This window comes from Acetobacterium sp. MES1, assembly GCF_002237635.1.
Taxonomy (GTDB): Bacteria; Bacillota; Clostridia; order Eubacteriales; family Eubacteriaceae; genus Acetobacterium; species Acetobacterium wieringae.
On sequence record NZ_MJUY01000016.1, the window covers coordinates 32607 to 54693 of the forward strand.

Sequence of the window (22087 nt, forward strand, 5' to 3'; positions counted from 1 at the left end):
GTCAACGCAAGCTGCGATACACTGTTTTTGACAGATGTTTCACGTGAAACATCTGTCAAAAACCAGGTCAAATACTATCATATAACCCTTTATTTATGCTTGTACTATTTATACTGGATTGGAAACGCTTCTTTTTTAATCTTACCATGAATCCTCGGAAAATTAGCTGGGGTAGGTTTGACTTTTTTTATATTTATTATAACATGAACAAACTCACTTTGCAGTAACAAACCCTTTTTAATTGTTGTAATTTTTCCACCTAAAACATCAATCGGTATTTGGGCAGCATTTAACTCCTCCTGATAGTCTCTTCCTTTCATCGATAGAAACTGTCCCCCAACCTTTGTCAGCGGCAAACAATACTCGGATAGCAGCGTCAAATTTGCCACCGCCCGAGAGGCGACCACTTCATATTTCTCCCGGTATCTATGATCTTGTCCTAATTCTTCAGCTCTGCCATGAAGGGTATTTATATTGTTGATCTCTAACTCAGAAGCGATGGACTGGACGACATTGAGCTTCTTTTTTGTTGAATCCATTAGCGTAATCTTGGCCTCTTCCAGCATGATCGCCAGCGGAATGCCCGGAAAACCGCCCCCGGTTCCGACATCTAAAATACTTATCCGGGGGTTTTTTATTAGTTTAAGTAATGTCAAAGAATCAAGTAGATGAAGCCTGATAAATTCATCTTCATCAATAATCCGAGTTAGATTGATCTGCTTATTTCGTTCCAGGAGCTGATCCATATAAGCAATCAGCTTTTCTGCCTGAATTTCATTAATTATTATTTCGGCAGTTTTACCCCGATGTATTAATTCTTCAATACGTTTATTCATTATCCGTTCCCTTCTGATCTCCACTTCGTCGGCGTTGCTCCAAGGCAATTAACAATACCGAAATGTCTGCTGGCGAAACGCCAGAAATTCGGGATGCCTGACCAATTGACAATGGTTTGATTTCTTGCAGTTTTTCAGCTGCTTCAATTCGCAGTCCGCCAATTTGGGGGTAATCAAGATCGGTCGGAATCAGTTTGTGTTCAAGCTTTTTAAACTGCTCAACCTGTTGCAGTTGCTTTTTAATGTAACCCTCGTACTTAATCTGAACTTCCACCTGCTCGACCACACTCCAATGCAACACCGGTCGTTCCGGATCAAAAACAGCCGTTTGTTGATACTTAACTTCCGGCCGACGAATCAGTTCACCGATTGATAAACCATGCAAAATCTCCGAACTGCCAAGTGATCTAAGAACTGCATTGTTTTCCTGATTGGGTTTAACAATAATCTGATTGAGCCGAGTTATCTCTTGTTTAATCTGTTCCTTTTTCTCCAGGAACTTTTGATACCGGCTCTCGCCAATTAGCCCGACCCGGTGTCCGATCTCAGTTAACCGCAGATCGGCGTTATCCTGTCGTAACAATAAACGATATTCAGCCCGGGAAGTCATCATTCGGTATGGCTCATCAATTCCCTTGGTAATGATATCATCAATGAGTACACCAATATAACCTTCAGACCGATCGATGATCACCGGCTGTTCACCCCGTAAATAGAGCGATGCATTAATACCGGCAATCAATCCCTGGGCTCCGGCCTCTTCATAACCAGAGGTACCATTGATTTGTCCGGCAAAAAATAAACCAGCTACTGCCTTGGATTCAAGCGAAGGCTTTAATCGAGTCGGATGGATGCAGTCATATTCAATGGCATAGGCCGAACGCATAAACTCCACTTTTTCCATTCCCGGCACCGTTCGGTATAGAGCAATCTGAACATCTTCTGGTAAACAGGAGGACATCCCCTGGACGTATATTTCATTGGTATTTAATCCTTCCGGCTCCATAAAAATCTGATGTCGTTCCTTGTCATGAAAACGCATTACCTTAGTTTCAATCGATGGGCAATAACGAGGGCCAATTCCTACGACTTCGCCGGTATAAAGCGGCGAGCGTTCAATGTTGGCATTAATAATTTGGTGGGTTTGCGGGTTGGTATAGGTCAGGTAACAGGGCACCTGATCAATTTTTATTGAGTCGGTTTCAAATGAAAAAGGAACAATCTGATCGTCGCCCTCCTGAATAATCATTTTTGAATAATCCAGAGTTTTGGCATCAACCCGGGCCGGGGTTCCGGTTTTAAAACGTTGCAACTCAATACCATTTTTTATAAGGCTCTCTGATAAATACATGGCTGGAAATAAACCGTTGGGCCCGCCATCGTATTGAACATCACCGATAATAATCCGGCCCTTTAAATAGGTGCCGCTACAGATAATCGCTGCCTTACAGCTGTAAACTGCCCCGGTATTAACCATTACCCCGGTGATCTTGCCATCTTCGACAATAATTTCAGTCGCCTCCTGCTGTTTTAACAGCAAATTCTCCTGATTCTCAATTACTTCCTTCATTCTGAATTGATAGGCTTTTTTATCGGCCTGAGCCCGCAACGAATGTACCGCCGGACCTTTTGCCGTATTTAACATCTTACACTGAATCATCGTTGCATCAATGTTTTTTCCCATTTCACCGCCAAGGGCATCAATTTCCCGAACCAGATGTCCTTTTCCGGTACCACCGATGGATGGATTACAGGGCATCATTGCCACCGAATCCAGATTGATGGTTAATAATAATGTCTTAAAACCAATTCGGGCACTGGCCAGAGCTGCTTCAGAACCGGCATGACCGGCACCGATGACGATAATGTCGTAGTCTCCTCCTGGATATGTCATTTTCTTTCCTCTACTTTCCAATGCAAAAATTTTTAAAAATCTGATCGATGATATCCATCCCAACGGCTTTGCCGGTAATGCCACGAAGCGCTTCCAGGGCTTCCATCACGTCAATACTGACAAGTTCCAGTGGCATTTGGCTGGCCATGGTGTTAATAGCATTTTCCAGACTGGTTTTTGTTGTTTCCAGTAACTGAATGTGTCGGGTATTGGTAATCAGGTAATCCGCTTCCTGACTGACCGTTCCTTCAAAAACCATTTCCAGCATTTTTTGTCGCAGGGTTTCGATCCCCTGATCTTCCAATAGGGACATTGGTATCCATGGCTCTGGAATTTCAACATCCATTCCACTGATCGCATCGGTCTTATTGGCAATATAAATGGTTTTGCGATTTTTAAGCAATTCAATCAGTTCCTTTTCTCCAGTAGACATTTCTTTAGAAATATCCCGCATAAAAATCACCAGATTGGTTTGGTTTAAAAGCGCCTTTGATTTTTCAACGCCGATTTTTTCCACCAGATTATCTGTTTCTCTGATTCCGGCAGTATCAATAATCTTAAAGGGAATCCCTTCAATGTTAAGATATTCTTCAATGGTATCCCGGGTGGTGCCGGGAATATCGGTGACAATGGCTTTGTTTTCCATTAACAAGGTATTTAGTAATGACGATTTTCCCACATTTGGCTCACCAAGAATCGCAGTTGTGATCCCCTCCCGGTAAATTTTGCCGGTTTCTGCCACAGTCAGAATTTCTTTGATCTTGTTTAACAACTCTAAAATCTGGCTGTTCACAAAATCATATGATATTTCTTCAATATCGTATTCAGGATAATCAATATTGACTTCCATATGTGATAGAATTCCCACTAAAATATTATCCAGTTCTTCCAGTTTGTGAGACAGTCGTCCTTCCAGCTGGGCCACTGAATATTCCAGACTTTTTTCGGTTTTTGCATTGATGATGTCAATAACCGCTTCAGCCTGAGTCAAATCCATTCTCCCATTTAAAAAAGCCCGCTTGGTAAATTCTCCCGGTTCGGCCAGTCGGGCTCCACTGGTAATAACCAGTTTTAAAATTTTGCGCATCGGGACAATTCCCCCATGGCAATTTATCTCGACGACATCTTCAGCGGTATAGGAATGGGGCGCCAGCATTTTTGAAACCAGCACCTCATCAATGTCTTTTTTGGTAGCTGGGTCAACAACCCGTCCATAAACCAATTCATGACTGCCAGCTGCCAACAGGGTTTTTCCCCGGGGGTTGACAAACAGTTTGTTTCCCAGTTCAACGGCATCGGGCCCGCTGATTCGGATAATACCGATTCCGGCACCACCCATACCGGTAGCTACTGCAGCAATGGTATCTTCATTTTGTAATAAGGCTTCCAATTTATTCTCCTGTTTCAATAATTGTTTCCTAATCTCTAATAATATAATAAAAACCTGATGTTTACAAGTAAGATCCAAATAAAAAGGCACCTTACAATTAACGCTTAAGCTAATTTGCAAAGTGCCTTTTTTTAGTTTTTATCTTTTAATTGAATAACAACCCGACGATAGGGTTCCTCTCCCTCACTAAAGGTAAAAACCTTGTCGTGATTCTGGAGTTTTGCGTGAATAACCCTTCGTTCTGAAGGATTCATGGGTTCCAGCAGCATTTTCTTTTGATAATAAACTGCCTTATTGGCCATTTTTTCCCCAAGATCTTCAAGGGTTTTTTCCCGCTTCGCCCGATAGTTCTCAGTGTCCAGAATAACCCGAACATATTCTTCATGTTGCCGATTGATAACCAAGCTAACTAAATATTGGAGCGAATCCAGGGTTTGACCACGGCGTCCAATTAAAACCCCCATGTCTTTCCCTTCCAGATCAATGAATAATACTTTATCCTCAAGACGGGTATTGATTTTACAATTAATTTTCATGGCATTGAGGACATCATTTAAAAAATCAAGGGCCCGCTGTTCAGGATTGTTTATCAGTGAGACCTCAACAATGGCTTCTTTTTTCCCAAATATTTTCATTAAACCACTGTCCGGTAATTGCAATACATTTGTTTCAACTTGTTCCTTTGTCACACCAAGCTGTTGCAAACCATGGTTAATCGCATCTTCTACGGTTTTACCAGTGCCCGTTACTGTCTTATTCATTTTCCCTCTCCTTAAGCTTTTAGTCATCATTTTTTACTTGTTATCATAACGTTCCTTGGCTTTTTGATAGGCTTCTTCCTGGGCTGCATCGCGCTCGGGAATTTCGACTGATGGTTTTTTTCGCTGCTCCGCAGACTGATTGTTTTTTGAACTTTGAATTTTCTTCTGAGAAGCTGGTCGGGTTAGTGGTTTTTTGGGTCCATCAGTCTGATCTTTTTTACTGCTTTTAGGGGCATTGGGGTTAGCCGCCGCTCGTCTGGCCGCTAATTCCGCTTTACGCTCTTCCTCCGCTTCACGAACCCGGCGTTCCGCTTCTTCAATAGTATAATCTGGTTCCGGAATTCGCATCATAATAAATTGTTGTACAAAGGTAAAGATATTCTGTACGACCCAGTAAAGTGCTACCCCTGCTGGCATGGAAATAGAAATATAACCAATCATAATTGGCATGGCATAAAGCATAATTTTCTGAGTTTTGGCATTGGGATCATCCGGATTCGTTGCCGGTTGTGCTGCCATGGTAAATTTCTGAGTGATAAAGGTAAATAAAGCAGCTAAGATTGGCAATACATAAATCGGGTCCGGTACACTTAAACTATCCATCCATAAAAAAGACATATCCACTTCACTGATGGTTCCGTTAACGAAGACCCAGGTTTCGGGATGAAGCAGGGTCTGATAAAGCCCGATCAGGATGGGAAATTGTAATAAAATCGGCAGACAGCCCCCGGCAGGATTAACCTTAAAGGTTTTGTAGAGTTTTAGCGTCTCTTCATTTAATTTTTCTTTGTTATTCTTGTACTTCTTGTTAAGCTTTTGTAATTCCGGCTGAAGGCGTTGCATATCCTTCATGGATTTCGTTTGTTTAATATTTAGCGGTAATAACAATACCTTCATAAATATTGTAAAAATAATGATTGATAATCCATAATTATGAACAATTCCATAAATCTGGAATAACATCCAACCAAAGATCTGGTATAAAAACTCCATTCATTAACTCCTTAAGTTTTTCTCCCTAACATTCTAAGGAAGGGGATCATATCCCCCGGGATTAAAAGGATGGCATCTGAGAATGCGTTTCCCACCTATATAGCTTCCTTTTATGACACCGTATTTTTCAACAGCCAAAATAAAATACTCTGAACACGTGGGACTGAAACGACAATTATTTCCTAAAAGAGGTGAAATAAATTTCTGATAACCTCTAATAATTAAAACCAGGAATTTCTTGAACATTCTATGGCCTCATGAGATTCTTCTTATAAAACAAATGGTTTAACGATTTTTCCAAACTACTATACGGCACTTCTTTAATGGATTCCTTAGCAATCAGAATAATATCATAACCTTTTGAAAAAGAATCTTCATTAAGACGATATGCCTCTTTTATTCGTCTTTTTACCTTATTTCTAATCACAGCTTTTTTAGAAACTTTTTTACTGACGATTATCCCCAAACGATTAAAATTCTCTTCATTCTTTAGATAATAGATCACAAAAACTTTGTTTCCGAATACATCCCCAACTTTAAAAACACGTTTGAATTCATTTTCCTTACTTAGGGATTTTATTTTTACCAAAGGAATTCTCCTTAATTTTTATTAAACAAAAGACCGCTTTTGAAAAACGGTCTATAAAGGATTATGCTGATAATTTTTCTCTTCCTTTTTGTCTTCTCTTCTTCAAAATAAGTCGACCGCTTTTTGCAGACATTCTTTTTCTGAAACCATGTTCTTTCTTACGTTGTCTAACTTTTGGTTGATAAGTTCTTTTCACTTCGACACCCCCTGACTAATACTTTATATTCATTTGTTTATAAGCTAATAAGACTTTTACCCTAGAATTATATAATCTCGCTTATTTTATGTCAAGTTATATTATCAAATCTAAAGCGTTTTCGCAAGTATTATGTTTATTTTAATTATATTGAATGCCACATAACAATTTGTTATACTAGGTTTATCAACGGAAATGTGGATAAGTTTTTGAATTTTATCCAAATAATCCACAAATTCCAGGATTGTGTGGATTATTTGGGGATAACTTGTCAGTATTTTTTATTTATCCCTTTCTTTTCGTCTTTTCTTGTTGGGATAATTTTTTTAAGTTATCAACAATTTTTCGTAGATTTTGCTTGATTTATTTGGCTATTCACATTAAAATGAATTCTCTGTGCATAATTTAAAATTTTATCCACAATGACACGACTTAAATTTATTAGAAATTGGAGGTTCATTTAATGGACACTTCCTTTAAAAAAATATGGGATGCCGCCCTGGAAATTATCAAACCGGATATTAGTCCAACCAGTTTTAACACCTGGTTCTTAAAAATAAAGCCCATAAACTATGTCAATAACACCTATTATTTTTTATCGGAAAATGAATTCGAAAAAGGAATTCTGGAGAGTCGGCATATTCCCTTGATCACCAATGCCCTGGCTGAAGTTACCGGAAAAACCGGTCAGGTTAAAATCGTTTTAAAAGAAGAAGATGCGATGATTCCGCAAAACAATGCTTCCTCCCAGATATCCATCACCACTGTTGAAGATAAAATATCCAATTACCAGAATAACTCGATGAATCCGAAATATACCTTCGACAGTTTTGTTATTGGCGAAAATAACCGTTTTGCTCATGCCGCCTGTGTGGCCGTATCCGAAGCACCTTCTGAACGTTATAATCCACTCTTTATTTATGGTGGTGTTGGTTTAGGAAAAACCCACCTGATGCAGGCGATCGGACATTACATCTTATCCTATGCACCCCATAAAAAGGTTGTTTATGTATCCTGTGAAAAATTTACCAACGACTTTATCGATGCGATTCAGAATAAAACCAATATCTCTTTTCGCAACAAATACCGCAGCGCCGATATTTTGTTAATTGATGATATCCAGTTTTTAGCCAAAAAAGAAGGAACCCAGGAAGAATTTTTCCATACCTTTAATACTCTGCATCAGGAAAATAAACAGATTGTCATCAGCAGTGACCGACCACCAAAGGAAATACCAACCCTTGAAGAACGACTTCGTTCCCGTTTTGAAAGCGGTCTGATAACAGATATTTATGCCCCTAACTTTGAAACCCGGATTGCGATCATCCGAAAAAAAGCTGAATCCTTTAATGATGAGATCCCCAATGAGGTCTTAAGTTTTATTGCCGACAGCATCCATTCCAATATCCGGGAGCTTGAAGGCGCGTTAACAACCGTCTTTGCTTATTCAAAACTGCATAAGGTGCCGATTAATTTAGAATCAGCCAAAAATGCCCTCAAAGATATCTTTAGAAAAAAAGAAGACATTGTCATCACTGGTGAGTACATTAAAGAGGTCACCGCTAAATACTTTAATATTACAGTTGAAGACATGAATTCTAAAAAAAGAACCCGCTCGATTGCATTGCCCCGTCAGGTTGCCATGTACATTACCCGGGAAATTACCGATCTTTCACTCCCGCGAATTGGCGAAGAATTCGGCGGACGTGATCATTCCACGGTGATTCATGCCTGTCAGAAAATCGCCGAAGAAATGGATACCAATACCGATTTTAAAAACCTGATTCTGCGAATTGAACGGGAAATAAATGGTAATTAACAACCCACAGGCTCTGTCGGATCAATAACGAGGTTATCCACAAGTTATCCCCTGTTATTTTTGCTGATTTTTTGTACGATCAACCGATTTGCCGAGTTATTAACAAAATCCACACCCCCTACTACTAATACTATTATTTTATTTAATATTATTAATATATAAAAGGGGTTTTTTAAAAAAATAGGAGGGATTATTTATGAAATTCAATTGTTCAAAAGAAAGTTTAATAGCTGCGATATCCATTGCTCAAAAGGCAGTTTCATCAAAAACAACCATGAAAATATTGGAGGGAATTCTTTTTAGTGCCTCTGATAATAAATTATTATTAAGAAGTACCGATATGGAAATTGGTGTTGAAGTTACGATTCCAGCTGAAGTAGAAAGAAGCGGTGAAATTGTTTTAACTGCCAACATCATTAGTGAATTGATTCGTAAAATGTCCGGTTCTGATATTTTCTTTGAAAGTGATGAGCACCATCAGATAAAAATAGAATGCCTGTTATCAAACTTTACCCTTAAAGGATTGTCAGATGAAGAATTCCCGGAATTCCCCGAAGTGATCGATGATCATATTTTTACCATCGAAGCAAGTGTTTTAAAAGAACTGATCAAAGGTACCTTATTTTCGGTGGCTACCAATGAGAATATTCCGGTTTTAACCGGTGTAAAAATAGAACTGCATGATGATGACATTCATTTGATTGCGCTTGATGGCTATCGTCTGGCACTCAGAGCCGGGAAAATAAAAAATCCGGTGGCAGAAGACCTTAGTGTCATTATCCCGTCTAAATCGCTTTCTGAAATCAATAAGGTTCTGGTCAATTATAGTGGCGATGTGGTCGTTAAATTTTCAAAAAATCAGATATTTTTTGAAATGGACAATACTCAATTTACCTCCCGACTGCTGGAAGGGGACTTTATTAATTACAAGCAAATTATACCTGGCGAAAAAACGACTCAAGTTAAAGTCAATCGCCGATTATTACTCGAAAGCAGTGAACGGGCAGCGCTACTCGCTCGGGAAGGTAAAAACAACTTAATCAAAATGGATTTTAATCAAGACCAGCTGATTTTAACCTCTAATGCGGAAATCGGGGATGTGTTTGAAGTGATTCCCATCGAAAATCGGGGTGAATCTTTAAAAATTGCCTTTAACTCCAAATTTCTCATTGAAGCTTTGCGGGTGATTGAAGGTGAAGAACTGATGATTGATATGACCACTTCGGTTGGTCCGGGGGTTTTACTGCCGATGACAGGGAATGACTTTATTTATTTGATTCTTCCGGTTCGGATTGCAGAAGAGAATTAAATTATCAATAAGATAAAAATAAATAGTAGTATTAAAAGTAGTTTAAAAAATCAGAATTATGTAAATGATTCATTGAATTTTTAGACTATTTTTTATTTTTATGTTATAATAGCTTGGTTCATAGATAAACATATAAAAATTTAATCAATTTTGGTATAAATAAAGGGGATTCGTGTAATGCTCTTTCATTTTTGTCAAAAATGTAATGGGCGGGGAAAAATATGCAAATAATTGAAATTAACACGGAGTTCATAAAAATTGATCAACTGATCAAATATGCTGGCATTGTCGGTAATGGCAGTGATGTCAAATTGATGATTTTAGACGGCTTGATTCGGGTGAATGGGGAGTTGTGTACCCAGAGAAATAAAAAGATCAGAGATGGTGATCTGGTCGAAATAAAAGATTATGATACCCTGCAGGTAAAAGGGATCGGAAAACCATGTTTATCGAAGAATTAAAACTGATTCATTATCGTAATTATGAAAATGAATTAATTATTCCGAAGCGAGGAATCAATATTATTATGGGCGAAAATGCCCAGGGAAAAACAAATCTTATTGAAGCTATGTTTTTTTTATCCCGGGGTTACAGTCATCGTGCTTCAAATGTGGCAGAACTTGCCCAATGGGATCATGATGATTTTTTTATGAATGCCCGGGTTGTCAGCAAAGAGGTCAAACATACCCTTTCTGCTAAGAGTCACCAGGGAAAACGACAATTTTTACTGGATGGCAAGATCAAGAAAAGAGATAAGATCAATGGGATTTTTAATACCATTCTTTTTGAACCGGATGATTTAAAAATTGTCAAAGAAGGACCGGACAAAAGACGGCGGTTTCTTAATCAGGAAATATCCGGTTTCCGGCCAGAATATCATTATATTTTAAGAGATTATGAAAAAATACTGAATCAGCGAAATTCCCTGTTAAAAAATATTCATTATCAGCCCAGTTTGATTACCACCCTCGATGTTTGGGATGAACAACTGATGCAAACTGGAGTCAGGTTAATGAATCATCGGATTCGCTATCTTCATCGGCTCAATCGGGAAGCAAATAATCTTCATCAAGTACTCAGTCATGGAAAAGAAACGCTTTCATTATCCTATCTGAATAATATTATTGATTCTCTGGAAGAACTGTCTGAAATAAAAAACCTTTATAAAAAAAAATTAGCAGCCAGCCGGGAAGAAGAAATTTCACGGGGGGCTACGATTTTTGGACCCCATGTGGATGACATGCTGATTCAAATTAATGGTAAAGATGCCAGACGCTTTGGATCGCAGGGCCAGCAGCGTTCTGCCGCCATTTCCCTTAAGCTATCTCAAATTGAGATATACTATGACAATACCGGGGAATATCCGGTGATCCTTTTGGATGATATCTTTTCAGAATTGGATGAACATCGTCGCAAAAGCATTCTCTCACTTTTAAATAAAACCCAGGCCTTTATCACCTGTACCGAAGATATTGTCAATGAAGGTGATGTTCGACCAGAAAATCAACACATCATCGAGATTGTAAAGGGCCAAGTAAGAAAAATTAATAAACCATAAAAATCAGGAGGAAAACATGCCAGAAAACAAAGCAGATAACTATACCGCTGATCAGATCCAGGTCCTCGAAGGCTTGGAAGCTGTTCAGAAAAGACCGGGGATGTATATCGGCAGTACCGGATCCCGGGGCTTACACCATTTAGTCTATGAGGTGGTCGATAACAGTATTGACGAAGCCCTGGCCGGTTATTGTAAAAATATCAGTGTCACCATCCATCCGGATGATTCCATCACCGTTGTTGATGATGGTCGGGGGATTCCCACCGGGATGAACCATGCCCAGGGTAAAACGGGGGTCGAGCTGGCCTTAACGGTTCTTCATGCCGGCGGAAAATTTGGCGGTGGCGGCTATAAGGTATCCGGCGGTCTGCATGGGGTCGGGGTCTCGGTCGTTAATGCGCTATCGGAAAAACTGACCATTGAAGTCAAACAAAAAGGTCAGATCTTTTTTCAAAGCTATGAAAAAGGGAAACCAACTTGTGACCTGACCGTGACTGGAACCACCAATCGCACTGGAACCACCGTTTATTTTAAACCGGATAAGGATATCTTTGATGAAACCGTCTATGACTTTGATATTCTGGAGCATCGTTTAAGAGAGCTGGCATTTCTTAATAAAGGGGTATCGATCACTTTAATCAATGAAAAAGAGTCACCCAAACGGAAAGAAAATTATTGTTATACCGGCGGGATATATTCCTATGTCGAATATATGAATCGCAATAAAGATCCGCTGTATGATAAGATCACCTATTTTGAAAAAGAGCAGGACGATTATGCCCTGGAAATAGCCTTTCAATATACCACCGGTTACTCGGAAAATATTTTTTCCTATGCCAATAATATTAATACCCCAGAAGGCGGCACCCATCTCAATGGCTTTAAAAGTGCCCTGACCCGGACCGTCAATACCTATGCCCGTAAAAATGGCTTTTTAAAAGGGAATGACAAAAATCTCACCGGTGAAGATGCCAGAGAAGGCTTAACGGCGATTGTCAGCATCAAGCTACTGGATCCGCAATTTGAGGGTCAGACCAAATCAAAATTGGGGAATACCGAAGTGAAGGGAATTGTTGAAACCATTGTTGGCGATCAGTTATCAGCCCTGATGGAAGAAAACCCCGGAATTGCCAAAAGCATCATTGAAAAAACGCTATCGGCCGCCCGAGCCCGGGAAGCCGCTAAAAAAGCCCGGGAATTCACCCGGCGAAAAAGTGCTTTGGATTCCACAGCCCTACCTGGGAAACTGGCTGATTGCCGGGAAAAAGATCCGGCCCTTTCAGAAATTTATATTGTCGAAGGGGACTCGGCCGGTGGTTCGGCTAAATCTGGCCGGGACTCTAAAACTCAGGCGATTCTGCCGCTGCGGGGAAAGATCCTGAATGTGGAAAAAGCCCGATTGGATCGGATTTTAACGACGGATTCCTTAAAATCGATGATCATTGCCTTTGGCACCGGGGTGGGCGATGAATTTAATGTCGAAAAGGCCCGTTATCATAAAATCATCATCATGACCGATGCTGATGTGGATGGGGCCCACATCCGAACCCTGCTGTTAACCTTCTTTTATCGCTACATGCCTGGTCTGATCGAAGCCGGCTATGTCTATATTGCCCAACCACCACTTTATAAGATTACCCGGGGGAAACAGGTTGATTATGCCTATACGGATCGGGATCTGGAGAAGAAACTGGAAGGCGTGGAAGATCGTTCCCGGATCGGTCTGCAACGCTACAAAGGTCTTGGAGAAATGGATGCCCATCAGCTATGGGAAACCACCATGGATCCCAGCGTTCGAACCCTGCTTCAGGTTAATATTGAGGAAGCCTCCTATGCTGATGAAATTTTTACCATTTTAATGGGCGATAAAGTTCAGCCCCGTAAAGAGTTTATCGAACGGAATGCAAAAAAAGTCAAGAATTTGGACATCTAGTCAAGAAGGAGTACTGTTAAATGCAAGAAATAATTGAATTTGATCGGGTAAAATCGATTAATATTGAAGAAGAAATGAAAACTTCCTATATTGACTACGCCATGAGTGTCATCATAGGTCGAGCCTTACCGGATGTTCGGGATGGCTTAAAACCAGTGCATCGCCGGATTATCTTTGCCATGAGTGAGCTGGGTCTGACGCCGGACAAACCCTTTCGAAAATCAGCCCGTATTGTCGGGGATGTTTTAGGTAAGTATCACCCCCATGGTGATTCATCGGTTTATGATGCGATGGTGCGGATGGCCCAGGATTGGTCGACCCGTTATTTGCTGGTCAATGGTCAGGGAAACTTTGGTTCAGTGGATGGTGACAGCCCGGCAGCAATGCGTTATACTGAAGCCAAAATGGGCAAAATTACGGTGGAAATGCTGCGGGATATCAACAAAGAAACGGTGGATTTTGGTCCTAACTTTGATGAATCAGAAAAAGAACCGATGGTTTTACCCTCAAAGTTTCCAAATTTGCTGGTTAATGGTTCCTCCGGGATTGCCGTCGGGATGGCCACCAATATTCCGCCCCATAATCTGGGTGAAATCATCGATGGTACCGTGGCCTTTATTGATGACCCGGATATTAGTATTGATGAGCTGATGAAATATGTCAAAGGGCCCGATTTTCCCACTGCCGGAATTGTCCTTGGAAAATCTGGGATTAAAAGCGCTTATCGCACCGGTCGCGGCCGAATCAAAGTACGTGGCAAGGTCGACGTTGTTACCACTAAAAAAGGTAAGAAACAGATTATCATTACCGAAATTCCTTATATGGTCAATAAATCCAAGCTGGTTGAAAAAATTGCCGAGTTGGTTAAAGAGAAAAAAATTGAAGGGATTTCCGATTTAAGAGATGAGTCTGATCTTAAAAAAGGGATGTCGATCATCATTGATTTAAAACGGGATGCCAACGAAACGATCATTTTAAATCAATTATATAAACATACCCAACTCCAGGAAACCTTTGGGGTGATTATGCTGGCGTTGGTCAATAATGAGCCGAAGGTGCTGAATCTAAAAGAGATCCTCTTTCACTATATTGAGCATCAGAAAGAAATCATCACCAGACGAACGATTTTTGAACTTAAAAAAGCCGAAGCCCGAGCTCATATTTTAGAAGGTTTAAAAATTGCGCTCGATCATATTGACGAGGTGATTAAATTAATCCGAGCCGCTGCCGATGGCAAGGCTGCCAAAGAGCAATTGATTGAGCGATTTAAGCTTTCGGAAATTCAGGCTCAGGCGATTCTGGACATGCGTCTCCAGCGTTTAACCGGTCTGGAACGGGAAAAAATTGAAGAAGAATATAAAGAAATCATGTTAACCATTGCCAAATTAAAAGCCATTTTGGCCGATGGTCAACTGGTTCTTAATATTATCAAAGAAGAACTGATTGAAATCAAAGAAAAATATGGCGACAAACGACGCACATCCTTTGATATTGACGTCGAAGATTTTGAAATCGAAGATTTAATCAAAGAAGAAGAAGTGGTCATCACCATGACCCATATCGGTTATGTGAAGCGCATTACGGCTGACAATTACCGGTCACAAAAACGAGGTGGTAAAGGGATCACGGCGCTGAGCACCCGGGAAAATGATTTTGTCGAACATCTCTTTACGACCACCACCCATCATTATCTGATGTTCTTTACCAACCTGGGTAAGGTCTATCGCTTAAAAGCCTTCGAAATTCCTGAAGGCGGACGAACCGCCCGAGGCACCGCCATTGTCAACCTGCTGCCATTAGAGGAAGGTGAACAGATTGCGACGATGATTCCGGTTAAAGAGTTTACCGCTGATAAATATCTGATTATGGCCACCAAACAGGGGATTATTAAGAAAACCGATCTGACCGAATATGACACCTCCCGTAAAAATGGGATCATTGCCATTAACCTGCGCGAAGGGGATGAGCTGATTAATGTGCGTCTGGTTGAACAGGACGAAGAAATCGTCATGGGAACCCAATGTGGCTATGCGATCCGCTTTAATTCCGAAGAAGTGCGACCAATTAGTCGAACCTCCATTGGGGTTCGGGGGATTGAGCTTCGGGAAGATGACGTGGTGGTTGGTATGGATATTGTCAAAGAAGAACTCTTTGTTCTTTGTGTCAGCGAAAACGGCTATGGCAAGCTGAGTGCATCGGATCTGTATCGTCCTCAGAAACGGGGCGGCAAAGGCGTTCAAACCTACAAGGTCACCAAAAAAACCGGGGAACTGGTGGGCTTTTGCGTGATCAGTCGGGATGGCGAGATTATGATGATTAATAATCAGGGCGTTGTGATCAAACTGGAAGGTAATGATATCAGTGCCGTGGGCCGTAATACCCAGGGCGTTCGTCTGATGAAATTAAGTCCGGATGAATCCATTGCGACGATTTCCAAAGTCTACAAAGAAGATCCGGTTGATGATCTTGAAGAAGATGGAGAAAATGGAGAAAACCAGATGACACTTGTCAATTCAACTGAAAAAGAATAAATTACTCAACACCCTGTTTTGATATTAATTTAAGTAAACAGGGTGTGTTTTTTATGAATTTGAGGTTAAAAAATTGCAAACGTTGTCCAGTGTTAATGGATCGAAAAAAGTGACAAAACGTGGATGGCATGATAAAATAGATCAAAAAAAGGAGAGAACTACGGTGAAAACCATTTTGAATAAAGAAAAAAAGACCGTGCCAGTTGAAAAAGAATAATGGGCTCATTAATCCAAGTCGATCGCATTCAGGTCAGTTGTCTGGTTAAGGATCAATTTGATGCCATTGCCTTAGCAGCCAAACCACTCTTGGAAAAGGGCTGTATTACGGAGGAATTTATTGATGCCGCAATCGAAAGAGAACGGATTTTTCCAACGGGATTACCAACAAAAATCGGCGTGGCGTTGCCTCATACTGAAGCGAAATATGTATTAAAAGAAAGTATTTCAATCTTAACGCTTAAAAACACCATTGTTTTTGCAGGTATGGGTAACCCGAAAGAAAGCATCCCGGTTCAGATTGTTTTTTTACTGGCCATCAGTAATCCTGAAAAACAACTGCGTATATTACAGACAATTATTACCATCATTCAAAATGAAAAAATGCTCAAAAAAATCAGGGATGCCAAAGAACCACGGGATATCTACAATTTAATTAATACATTTTTATAAAAATGTTGTGTGATGATTTATTGTGAAAATAACCAAACAGAGAAAGAGAAACTAAATGAATATAAAAATAGCACCATCGATGCTCAGTGCAGATTTTGCCAATCTGGAACGGGATCTTAAAGAAGTTGAGAAGAGTGGCGCCGACTATCTCCATGTGGATATTATGGATGGTCACTTTGTTCCCAATATTACCATTGGGCCGGATCAGGTGGCGCAGCTGCGAAAAACGGTAGATATTCCTTTTGATGTCCATTTGATGATTAGCGAACCGCTTAAGTATATTGACCGTTTTGCTGATGCAGGAGCAGATATCATTACGGTTCACGTGGAATCGGATGGAGAGATTCAGGCGTGTATTGACGCCATTGTCAATAAGGGTATCAAACCGGGCCTGGTGGTGTCGCCCGATACCCCTTTAGAGGTGATTGAACCCTACCTTGATCAGGTCAGGATGATTCTGATTATGTGTGTTTATCCTGGTTTTGGCGGACAACGTTATCTTCCAGCCAGTACCGAAAAAATAAGAGCGTGTCGCCAAATGATTGGTGAACGAGATATAAAACTTCAGGTTGACGGCGGGATTAATTTTGATACCTTAAAAGAAGTGGTAACAGCTGGAGCCGATGTCATTGTTTCTGGATCGTGTTTATTTAAAGGCGATATGAAAGAGAATATGCGACAATTTAGAAAAATCATTCAGGGATAAATTCTAAAATTGAAAGAGGGAAGTATAATGAAACTTGTTTTAGTTGCGTGTGGAACGGCCCTGGCAACATCAACTGTAGTTGCCAAAAAAATTGAACAAATTGCTCAGGAAAATGGGATTGAATGTCAAACCGTTCAAGCCAAAGCGGTTGATGCCTTTACAAAGTATCAGGAACTGCATCCGGATGCGATTGTCTGTACTTGTCAATTAGAAGGGGACATTGATATTCCAGTGATTAATGGCCGGGCTTTTTTAACGGGAATTAATTTACAAAGTACCATTGATCAATTGATTGAGATATTAAAAAAATAGAATTGACAATTGATAATAATTTAACGTATAATATTTCTGGTTGGATCTAAAAACGAAGAGGATAACATTTTTATTGATCTGAACATCAATAGAAAAAGCCATGAAGGTTAAGTGTGATTAACTTTCATGGCTTTTTTTATTAACAGTTTAAATGGATCAGCAAATAAGGAGGGTAAAGGTATAAAAAACAATAGTTTAACCAAAGGAGTCATTTGGAAGAAGTTACTATTTTTTGCCCTGCCGCTATTGGGAACCAGCTTTATTCAGCAACTTTACAATACCGTTGATCTGATCTACGTGGGAAATTTTCTGGGCAAGGAAGCAGCCGCTGCAGTCGGTGCCAGTACCTTATTTGTCACCTGTCTGGTTGGCTTTTTTTCGGGGATGTCGGTCGGTTCCAGTGCGGTGACCGCTTATGTATTTGGCAGTGGTAAGAGACGTGAATTAAAAAAGGTGATTCATACCACCGTCGGGTTGGCTTTTATCTGTGGTCTGATCATGATGGTGATCGGTCTGATCGGGGCACCCTATTTTCTTAAGATGATTAATACGCCAGATGAGATCATGGGTATGGCGGTCTCCTATGTCCGGGTATACTTTATCAGCATTATTGCAGTGGTCACCTACAACATGGCTTCGGGAATTATCCGGGCCTTGGGCGATTCAAAAACCACCATGCATATCCAATTGATTGGCGGTCTGGTTAATGTAGTGATGGATGCGGTTTTTATTTTCCTCTTTAAAAATGGTGTGGTCGGCGTTGCTCTGGCGACCCTGTTTTCACAGTCGGTGGCCGCCGGGTTGGCGCTTCTTTACCTGATGCGTCTGGAGCCGGAATCCCGGCTGGAGTGGAAAAAGATCCGGGTCGATGTCCAGTTGTTAAGCAATATTTTAAAAATTGGCGTTCCCAGTGGTCTGCAGGCCTTGGTTATTACAGTATCCAATGTTTTTATCCAATTTCATGTCAATAGTTTGGGGGTTGATGCGATAGCGGCCTTTACGGCATATTTTAAAGTTGAGCTCTTAATCTACCTGCCAATACTAGCCTTTGGTCAGGCGATTTCAACCTTTACCAGTCAAAATCTGGGAGCCAGTGAATATGAACGGGTTAAAAAAGGCACCCGGGTCTGTTTGGCCATGGGGATCGGGGTCACTGCCCTTATGAGCGCCCTGGTACTGGCTTTTGGCCGTCAGGCCTTCAGTGCCATCAACAGTGATCCGGGGGTCCTTGATTTGGGGGTTCAGATTATTTCGGTGACGGTGCCGTTTTATTTTGTTTACCTGATTTTGGAAGTGTTGGGTGGCACCATTCGTGGAGCTGGTAAAGCGGTGCCGCCGATGGTGATTATTTTAACCAATATCTGTGTATTACGGACCGTGCTGCTGTTTATGATTATGGCATCCAATCAGAGTATTACCGGGATTGCCATGACCTATCCGATTACCTGGGCATCCACGGCATTGGGAATGGCGATCTATTATTTTAAAGGCGACTGGATGGGTGAATTTAAAAGACTTAAGGCCCTGGAGGGTTTCGAATAAACCATAAAATACAAATTTTTTCTTTCTAAAATTACTATTCTGTAAAATTTGAAGAGGTTTGTCTTAGTTCCCAAAAGAATAGTCCTTGACAGAACAAGAAGATTATGAGAAAATACGGCTAAATTAAATACACGTATATACAAGAAAGTCATGAAGACTCATTTCGATCAGAAGATCGGCTTGTTTCTTTACGGCTTTTTTTATTGTATCAGGCAAAAAAGGGGAATAATAATGGAAAACATTCTTGAAAAAGTGGAAAATTATTGGGATAAACGTTCAGAAGGTTATTCTGAGGTCAATGTGGTGGAGCTGAACAGCTACAAAATGGATGTCTGGAAAGAACTGATCAATCGTCATAAGCCAGCCGTGATTGGCCGTAAGCTTAAAGTTTTGGATATTGGCACCGGCCCGGGTTTCTTTGCCATTACCATGGCCTCCTGCGGTTATGATGTAACAGCGGTTGATTACACCGATGCGATGCTTCATAAGGCTAAACAAAATGCCGGTTATTACCGGAATCAAATCAATTTTATGCAGATGGATGCTCATCATTTAAGCTTTGCAGATAACAGTTTTGATCTGATTGTTACCCGGAACCTGACCTGGAATCTGGAACGTCCCGACGAAGCCTATAAAGAATGGCATCGGGTACTGGCGCCAGGCGGTAGGATCCTGAATTTTGATGCCAACTGGTATCTCCATCTTTATGATAAAGAAAAAAGAGAGGAGTACTTTAACGATCGGATTAAATCGGAAGAAGCAGGGGTTAATGACCACTATATCAAGACCGATACTAAAGCGATGGAAGAAATTGCCATGAATCTGCCGCTGAGCCGAACCATGCGGCCCCAGTGGGATGCCGCGGTTTTGATTAATACCGGTTTTAATAAGGTCATGGTTGAACAGGGGATTGGTGCGGTAGTCTGGGATCAGGAAGAACAGATCAATTATGCGTCCACCCCGATGTTTATGATTTTTGCCGAAAAATAAATAATGATAAAATAAACTGGTGAGACCGTAATTCCCAGAACGGAATTACGGTCTCGTTTTTAGATTAGATATTTTAAAAAGCTAAAAATGAGTTTATAAAGTATTTTTTATTTGACAAAAGGAGGAAGGCACTTGGAAGTAGTAATTAATAATCTGGTGGCAAAAAAAGGAACGAAAGTTTCTGGCTATGTGGCGGTGCCCAAGACGGCGCTTAACTTACCGGTGACCATTATTAATGGCCAAAGTGCCGGAAAAACCGTGCTGATTACCGGCGGAGTCCATAACGCCGAATATACCGGAATCGAAACAGCGATTCGTCTGGCTCAGGAAATCACGCCAGAAGCAGTAGCTGGCTGTCTGATCATCATTCATCCGGTCAATATCAGCGGATTTGAAAACCGGACGATGAGTGTGGTGGCCGAGGATGGAAAAAATCTTAACCGGATTTTTCCGGGTGATCCGGACGGCACAACCGGCGATAAGCTGGCGGCTTTTTTAACAGAAATGTTTTTTAAAAAAGCCGATCGCTTTATTGACCTTCATGCCGGGGATGGTTATGAGTCGCTGACTCCTTACGTTTATTATGTTGGTGCAGCCAAAGAGGCGGTCGTCAGTGAGTCCGAGGCCATGGCAACGGCGGTACTAGTGCCCTATCGGGTTAAATCCTATCTGGCCACCAGCGGCGCCTATAATTATGCCGGTTCGATGGGGATTCCCGGTATTCTGATTGAACGGGGCGGCGAGGCCCGCTGGTCTGAAGATGAGATTAAAAAATATCAGGAAGATGTTAAAAATGTATTGCGCTATCTAAAGGTTTTGGCTGAGCCGATGCGCTCGCCTGCAAGCAAACAGTTGGAGCTAGTGGATGTCGTTTATGAAGAGGCCGAAGTCACCGGGTGCTGGTACCCCAATAAAAAAGCCGGCCAGTCGTTTTTAAAAGGCGAGATCCTGGGGATGATCAAGGATTATTTTGGCAAGGTTTTGCAGACTTCCATTGCCAAATATGATGGGATCGTTCTTTATCAGGTCAGTTCGCTGACAATTCCAAAAAAGAGCGCAATGATTGCCTATGGAAAAATAAAAAATGACGGGGATAATACAAACGAGAAATAAAAAAGTTAAACGTGATGACAATTGATTTTAGCAGAAGGATGGTTTTAAAATGAAGGACAATCGCTTTAAGAAGGTGTGTGATATGATTGAACTTAAGCAACTGAAATATTTTGTGGTTTGTGCCGATGTGGGATCTTTCAGCAAAGCTGCCGAAATCCTCTATACGACCCAACCCAATGTCAGTAAGGCCATTAAGGCGCTGGAAGAACATCTCGGATTTAGCCTCTTTCATCGCAAAAGTCGGGGGATTTTGTTGTCATCCCGGGGCAAACACGTCTATGAGTATGCCTGCAAAGCCATTGACAACATTGAAATGCTGGCTTCTTTTTCGCAGACGGACCGGATTGAGCAATTGCAGATTGCCAGTAATCCCAGCGCCTGGATGGCGAAGGTGTTTGCCGATTTTTATAATCGCTTTCACGTCAAACAATTACATTTTGAGCTTTATAGCGCCTCGGTGGCAGAAATTATCAAGCGGGTGGCCGGTTATCAGGACGAACTGGGTTTTGTCTATGTGATGGACAGTCAGAATACCGCCTTTCAGTATATCTTAACCAGAAATCATTTAGAATTTGTGGAGCTCAAAAAAACCCAGGTGGTCTTGTATCTGGGTCAGAAACACCCGCTTTATCAGGCCAGTGAGATCAGTGAAGCAGAACTGAAGAAGCTCAAGCTGGTGCAGTGCTATGAAGACGAGTTTGATCTCAACAATTACTGGAAAATAACCAATCCCCAGGGAAAAGATATGCCATCCCTGGAGAGTGTGGTAGTGACCAACAGTGACTGTGTTATGATGCAGCTGCTGCAAACCACTGATCTGGCTAATATCGGCAGCGGTTATATCACTGCTGATGTGGACGAGAAGGAAATCAATGGTATTCCCTTATATGAAAAGGAGAATGTGGTGATGTTTGGCTATATCCGTCGGCGGCAGGAAGAGCACAGT

21 protein-coding genes are annotated in these 22087 nt (G+C 41.0%); 13 read left to right on the top strand and 8 right to left on the bottom strand.

What is annotated here, in order from left to right:
- Nucleotides 1–104: 104 nt before the first annotated feature.
- From rsmG to rpmH, 8 genes are all read right to left on the bottom strand, one after another.
- Entirely contained in the window at nucleotides 105–836 is a 732-nt protein-coding gene (gene rsmG / locus BI182_RS06820; RefSeq protein ID WP_286806451.1) for a 16S rRNA (guanine(527)-N(7))-methyltransferase RsmG, read from the bottom strand.
- The gene (gene mnmG / locus BI182_RS06825; RefSeq protein WP_286806453.1) at nucleotides 829–2730 is read right to left on the bottom strand and encodes a tRNA uridine-5-carboxymethylaminomethyl(34) synthesis enzyme MnmG; all 1902 of its coding nucleotides are present in this window, start codon (nucleotides 2728–2730) and stop codon (nucleotides 829–831) included. The genes rsmG and mnmG overlap by 8 nt, the downstream gene beginning before the upstream one ends.
- 10 nt (nucleotides 2731–2740) lie before the next feature.
- Nucleotides 2741–4120 (bottom strand): tRNA uridine-5-carboxymethylaminomethyl(34) synthesis GTPase MnmE, encoded by a 1380-nt coding sequence (gene mnmE, locus BI182_RS06830; protein WP_286806455.1) that lies wholly within the window; start codon nucleotides 4118–4120, stop codon nucleotides 2741–2743.
- Between the two features lie 131 nt (nucleotides 4121–4251).
- Nucleotides 4252–4881 carry an RNA-binding cell elongation regulator Jag/EloR gene (gene jag / locus BI182_RS06835; protein WP_084633543.1) on the bottom strand — a complete coding sequence of 210 codons (630 nt, stop codon included), beginning with the start codon at nucleotides 4879–4881 and terminating at the stop codon, nucleotides 4252–4254.
- 33 nt (nucleotides 4882–4914) lie between these two features.
- Nucleotides 4915–5874, bottom strand: a complete 960-nt coding sequence (locus BI182_RS06840; protein WP_070370652.1) for a YidC/Oxa1 family membrane protein insertase — start codon at nucleotides 5872–5874, stop codon at nucleotides 4915–4917.
- A gap of 33 nt (nucleotides 5875–5907) precedes the next feature.
- A complete protein-coding gene (gene yidD, locus BI182_RS06845) occupies nucleotides 5908–6120 on the bottom strand; it encodes a membrane protein insertion efficiency factor YidD (protein WP_070370651.1) in 213 nt (70 codons plus the stop codon).
- Nucleotide 6121: 1 nt separating this feature from the next.
- A complete protein-coding gene (gene rnpA / locus BI182_RS06850) occupies nucleotides 6122–6463 on the bottom strand; it encodes a ribonuclease P protein component (RefSeq protein ID WP_070370650.1) in 342 nt (113 codons plus the stop codon).
- Nucleotides 6464–6524: 61 nt separating this feature from the next.
- Entirely contained in the window at nucleotides 6525–6659 is a 135-nt protein-coding gene (gene rpmH / locus BI182_RS06855) for a 50S ribosomal protein L34 (protein ID WP_041669680.1), read from the bottom strand.
- 463 nt (nucleotides 6660–7122) lie between these two features.
- On the opposite strand from rpmH, the gene dnaA reads away from it, so the two are divergent.
- From dnaA to BI182_RS06920, 13 genes are all read left to right on the top strand, one after another.
- Nucleotides 7123–8478: a chromosomal replication initiator protein DnaA gene (gene dnaA / locus BI182_RS06860; protein ID WP_148637003.1), complete on the top strand. Its 1356-nt coding sequence runs from the start codon at nucleotides 7123–7125 to the stop codon at nucleotides 8476–8478.
- Nucleotides 8479–8674: 196 nt separating this feature from the next.
- Nucleotides 8675–9787 (top strand): DNA polymerase III subunit beta, encoded by a 1113-nt coding sequence (gene dnaN / locus BI182_RS06865; RefSeq protein WP_070370648.1) that lies wholly within the window; start codon nucleotides 8675–8677, stop codon nucleotides 9785–9787.
- A 221-nt stretch (nucleotides 9788–10008) separates the two neighbouring features.
- The gene (locus tag BI182_RS06870) at nucleotides 10009–10248 is read left to right on the top strand and encodes an RNA-binding S4 domain-containing protein (protein ID WP_070370647.1); all 240 of its coding nucleotides are present in this window, start codon (nucleotides 10009–10011) and stop codon (nucleotides 10246–10248) included.
- Nucleotides 10230–11345, top strand: coding sequence for a DNA replication/repair protein RecF (gene recF / locus BI182_RS06875; protein WP_148637005.1), 1116 nt, complete (start codon nucleotides 10230–10232; stop codon nucleotides 11343–11345). Before BI182_RS06870 ends, recF begins: the two co-directional genes overlap by 19 nt.
- A 16-nt stretch (nucleotides 11346–11361) precedes the next feature.
- The gene (gene gyrB / locus BI182_RS06880; RefSeq protein ID WP_070370645.1) at nucleotides 11362–13278 is read left to right on the top strand and encodes a DNA topoisomerase (ATP-hydrolyzing) subunit B; all 1917 of its coding nucleotides are present in this window, start codon (nucleotides 11362–11364) and stop codon (nucleotides 13276–13278) included.
- Nucleotides 13279–13307: 29 nt separating this feature from the next.
- Nucleotides 13308–15809, top strand: coding sequence for a DNA gyrase subunit A (gene gyrA / locus BI182_RS06885; protein WP_276553977.1), 2502 nt, complete (start codon nucleotides 13308–13310; stop codon nucleotides 15807–15809).
- A gap of 216 nt (nucleotides 15810–16025) precedes the next feature.
- Nucleotides 16026–16478 (top strand): PTS sugar transporter subunit IIA, encoded by a 453-nt coding sequence (locus BI182_RS06890; RefSeq protein ID WP_070370643.1) that lies wholly within the window; start codon nucleotides 16026–16028, stop codon nucleotides 16476–16478.
- Between the two features lie 55 nt (nucleotides 16479–16533).
- Nucleotides 16534–17184: a ribulose-phosphate 3-epimerase gene (rpe, locus tag BI182_RS06895; protein ID WP_070370642.1), complete on the top strand. Its 651-nt coding sequence runs from the start codon at nucleotides 16534–16536 to the stop codon at nucleotides 17182–17184.
- 27 nt (nucleotides 17185–17211) lie between these two features.
- Nucleotides 17212–17496, top strand: coding sequence for a PTS sugar transporter subunit IIB (locus BI182_RS06900; RefSeq protein ID WP_070370641.1), 285 nt, complete (start codon nucleotides 17212–17214; stop codon nucleotides 17494–17496).
- Between the two features lie 126 nt (nucleotides 17497–17622).
- A complete protein-coding gene (locus BI182_RS06905) occupies nucleotides 17623–19038 on the top strand; it encodes an MATE family efflux transporter (RefSeq protein WP_250934273.1) in 1416 nt (471 codons plus the stop codon).
- A 231-nt stretch (nucleotides 19039–19269) separates the two neighbouring features.
- On the top strand, nucleotides 19270–20028 hold the full coding sequence (locus BI182_RS06910) for a class I SAM-dependent methyltransferase (RefSeq protein WP_286806467.1): 759 nt from the start codon (nucleotides 19270–19272) through the stop codon (nucleotides 20026–20028).
- A gap of 132 nt (nucleotides 20029–20160) precedes the next feature.
- Nucleotides 20161–21141 carry a M14 family metallopeptidase gene (locus BI182_RS06915; protein ID WP_286806469.1) on the top strand — a complete coding sequence of 327 codons (981 nt, stop codon included), beginning with the start codon at nucleotides 20161–20163 and terminating at the stop codon, nucleotides 21139–21141.
- Nucleotides 21142–21190: 49 nt separating this feature from the next.
- The coding region (locus BI182_RS06920) for a LysR family transcriptional regulator (protein ID WP_286806471.1) at nucleotides 21191–22087 on the top strand (897 nt) is incomplete at its 3' end.

Coding starts and splice junctions, on each gene's coding strand:
- rsmG (WP_286806451.1), bottom strand. CDS start 836: ATGAATAAACGTATTGAAGAATTAATACATCGGGGTAAAACTGCCGAA.
- mnmG (WP_286806453.1), bottom strand. CDS start 2,730: ATGACATATCCAGGAGGAGACTACGACATTATCGTCATCGGTGCCGGT.
- jag (WP_084633543.1), bottom strand. CDS start 4,881: ATGAATAAGACAGTAACGGGCACTGGTAAAACCGTAGAAGATGCGATT.
- BI182_RS06840 (WP_070370652.1), bottom strand. CDS start 5,874: ATGGAGTTTTTATACCAGATCTTTGGTTGGATGTTATTCCAGATTTAT.
- yidD (WP_070370651.1), bottom strand. CDS start 6,120: ATGTTCAAGAAATTCCTGGTTTTAATTATTAGAGGTTATCAGAAATTT.
- dnaA (WP_148637003.1), top strand. CDS start 7,123: ATGGACACTTCCTTTAAAAAAATATGGGATGCCGCCCTGGAAATTATC.
- dnaN (WP_070370648.1), top strand. CDS start 8,675: ATGAAATTCAATTGTTCAAAAGAAAGTTTAATAGCTGCGATATCCATT.
- BI182_RS06870 (WP_070370647.1), top strand. CDS start 10,009: ATGCAAATAATTGAAATTAACACGGAGTTCATAAAAATTGATCAACTG.
- recF (WP_148637005.1), top strand. CDS start 10,230: ATGTTTATCGAAGAATTAAAACTGATTCATTATCGTAATTATGAAAAT.
- gyrB (WP_070370645.1), top strand. CDS start 11,362: ATGCCAGAAAACAAAGCAGATAACTATACCGCTGATCAGATCCAGGTC.
- BI182_RS06890 (WP_070370643.1), top strand. CDS start 16,026: ATGGGCTCATTAATCCAAGTCGATCGCATTCAGGTCAGTTGTCTGGTT.
- rpe (WP_070370642.1), top strand. CDS start 16,534: ATGAATATAAAAATAGCACCATCGATGCTCAGTGCAGATTTTGCCAAT.
- BI182_RS06900 (WP_070370641.1), top strand. CDS start 17,212: ATGAAACTTGTTTTAGTTGCGTGTGGAACGGCCCTGGCAACATCAACT.
- BI182_RS06905 (WP_250934273.1), top strand. CDS start 17,623: ATGGCTTTTTTTATTAACAGTTTAAATGGATCAGCAAATAAGGAGGGT.
- BI182_RS06910 (WP_286806467.1), top strand. CDS start 19,270: ATGGAAAACATTCTTGAAAAAGTGGAAAATTATTGGGATAAACGTTCA.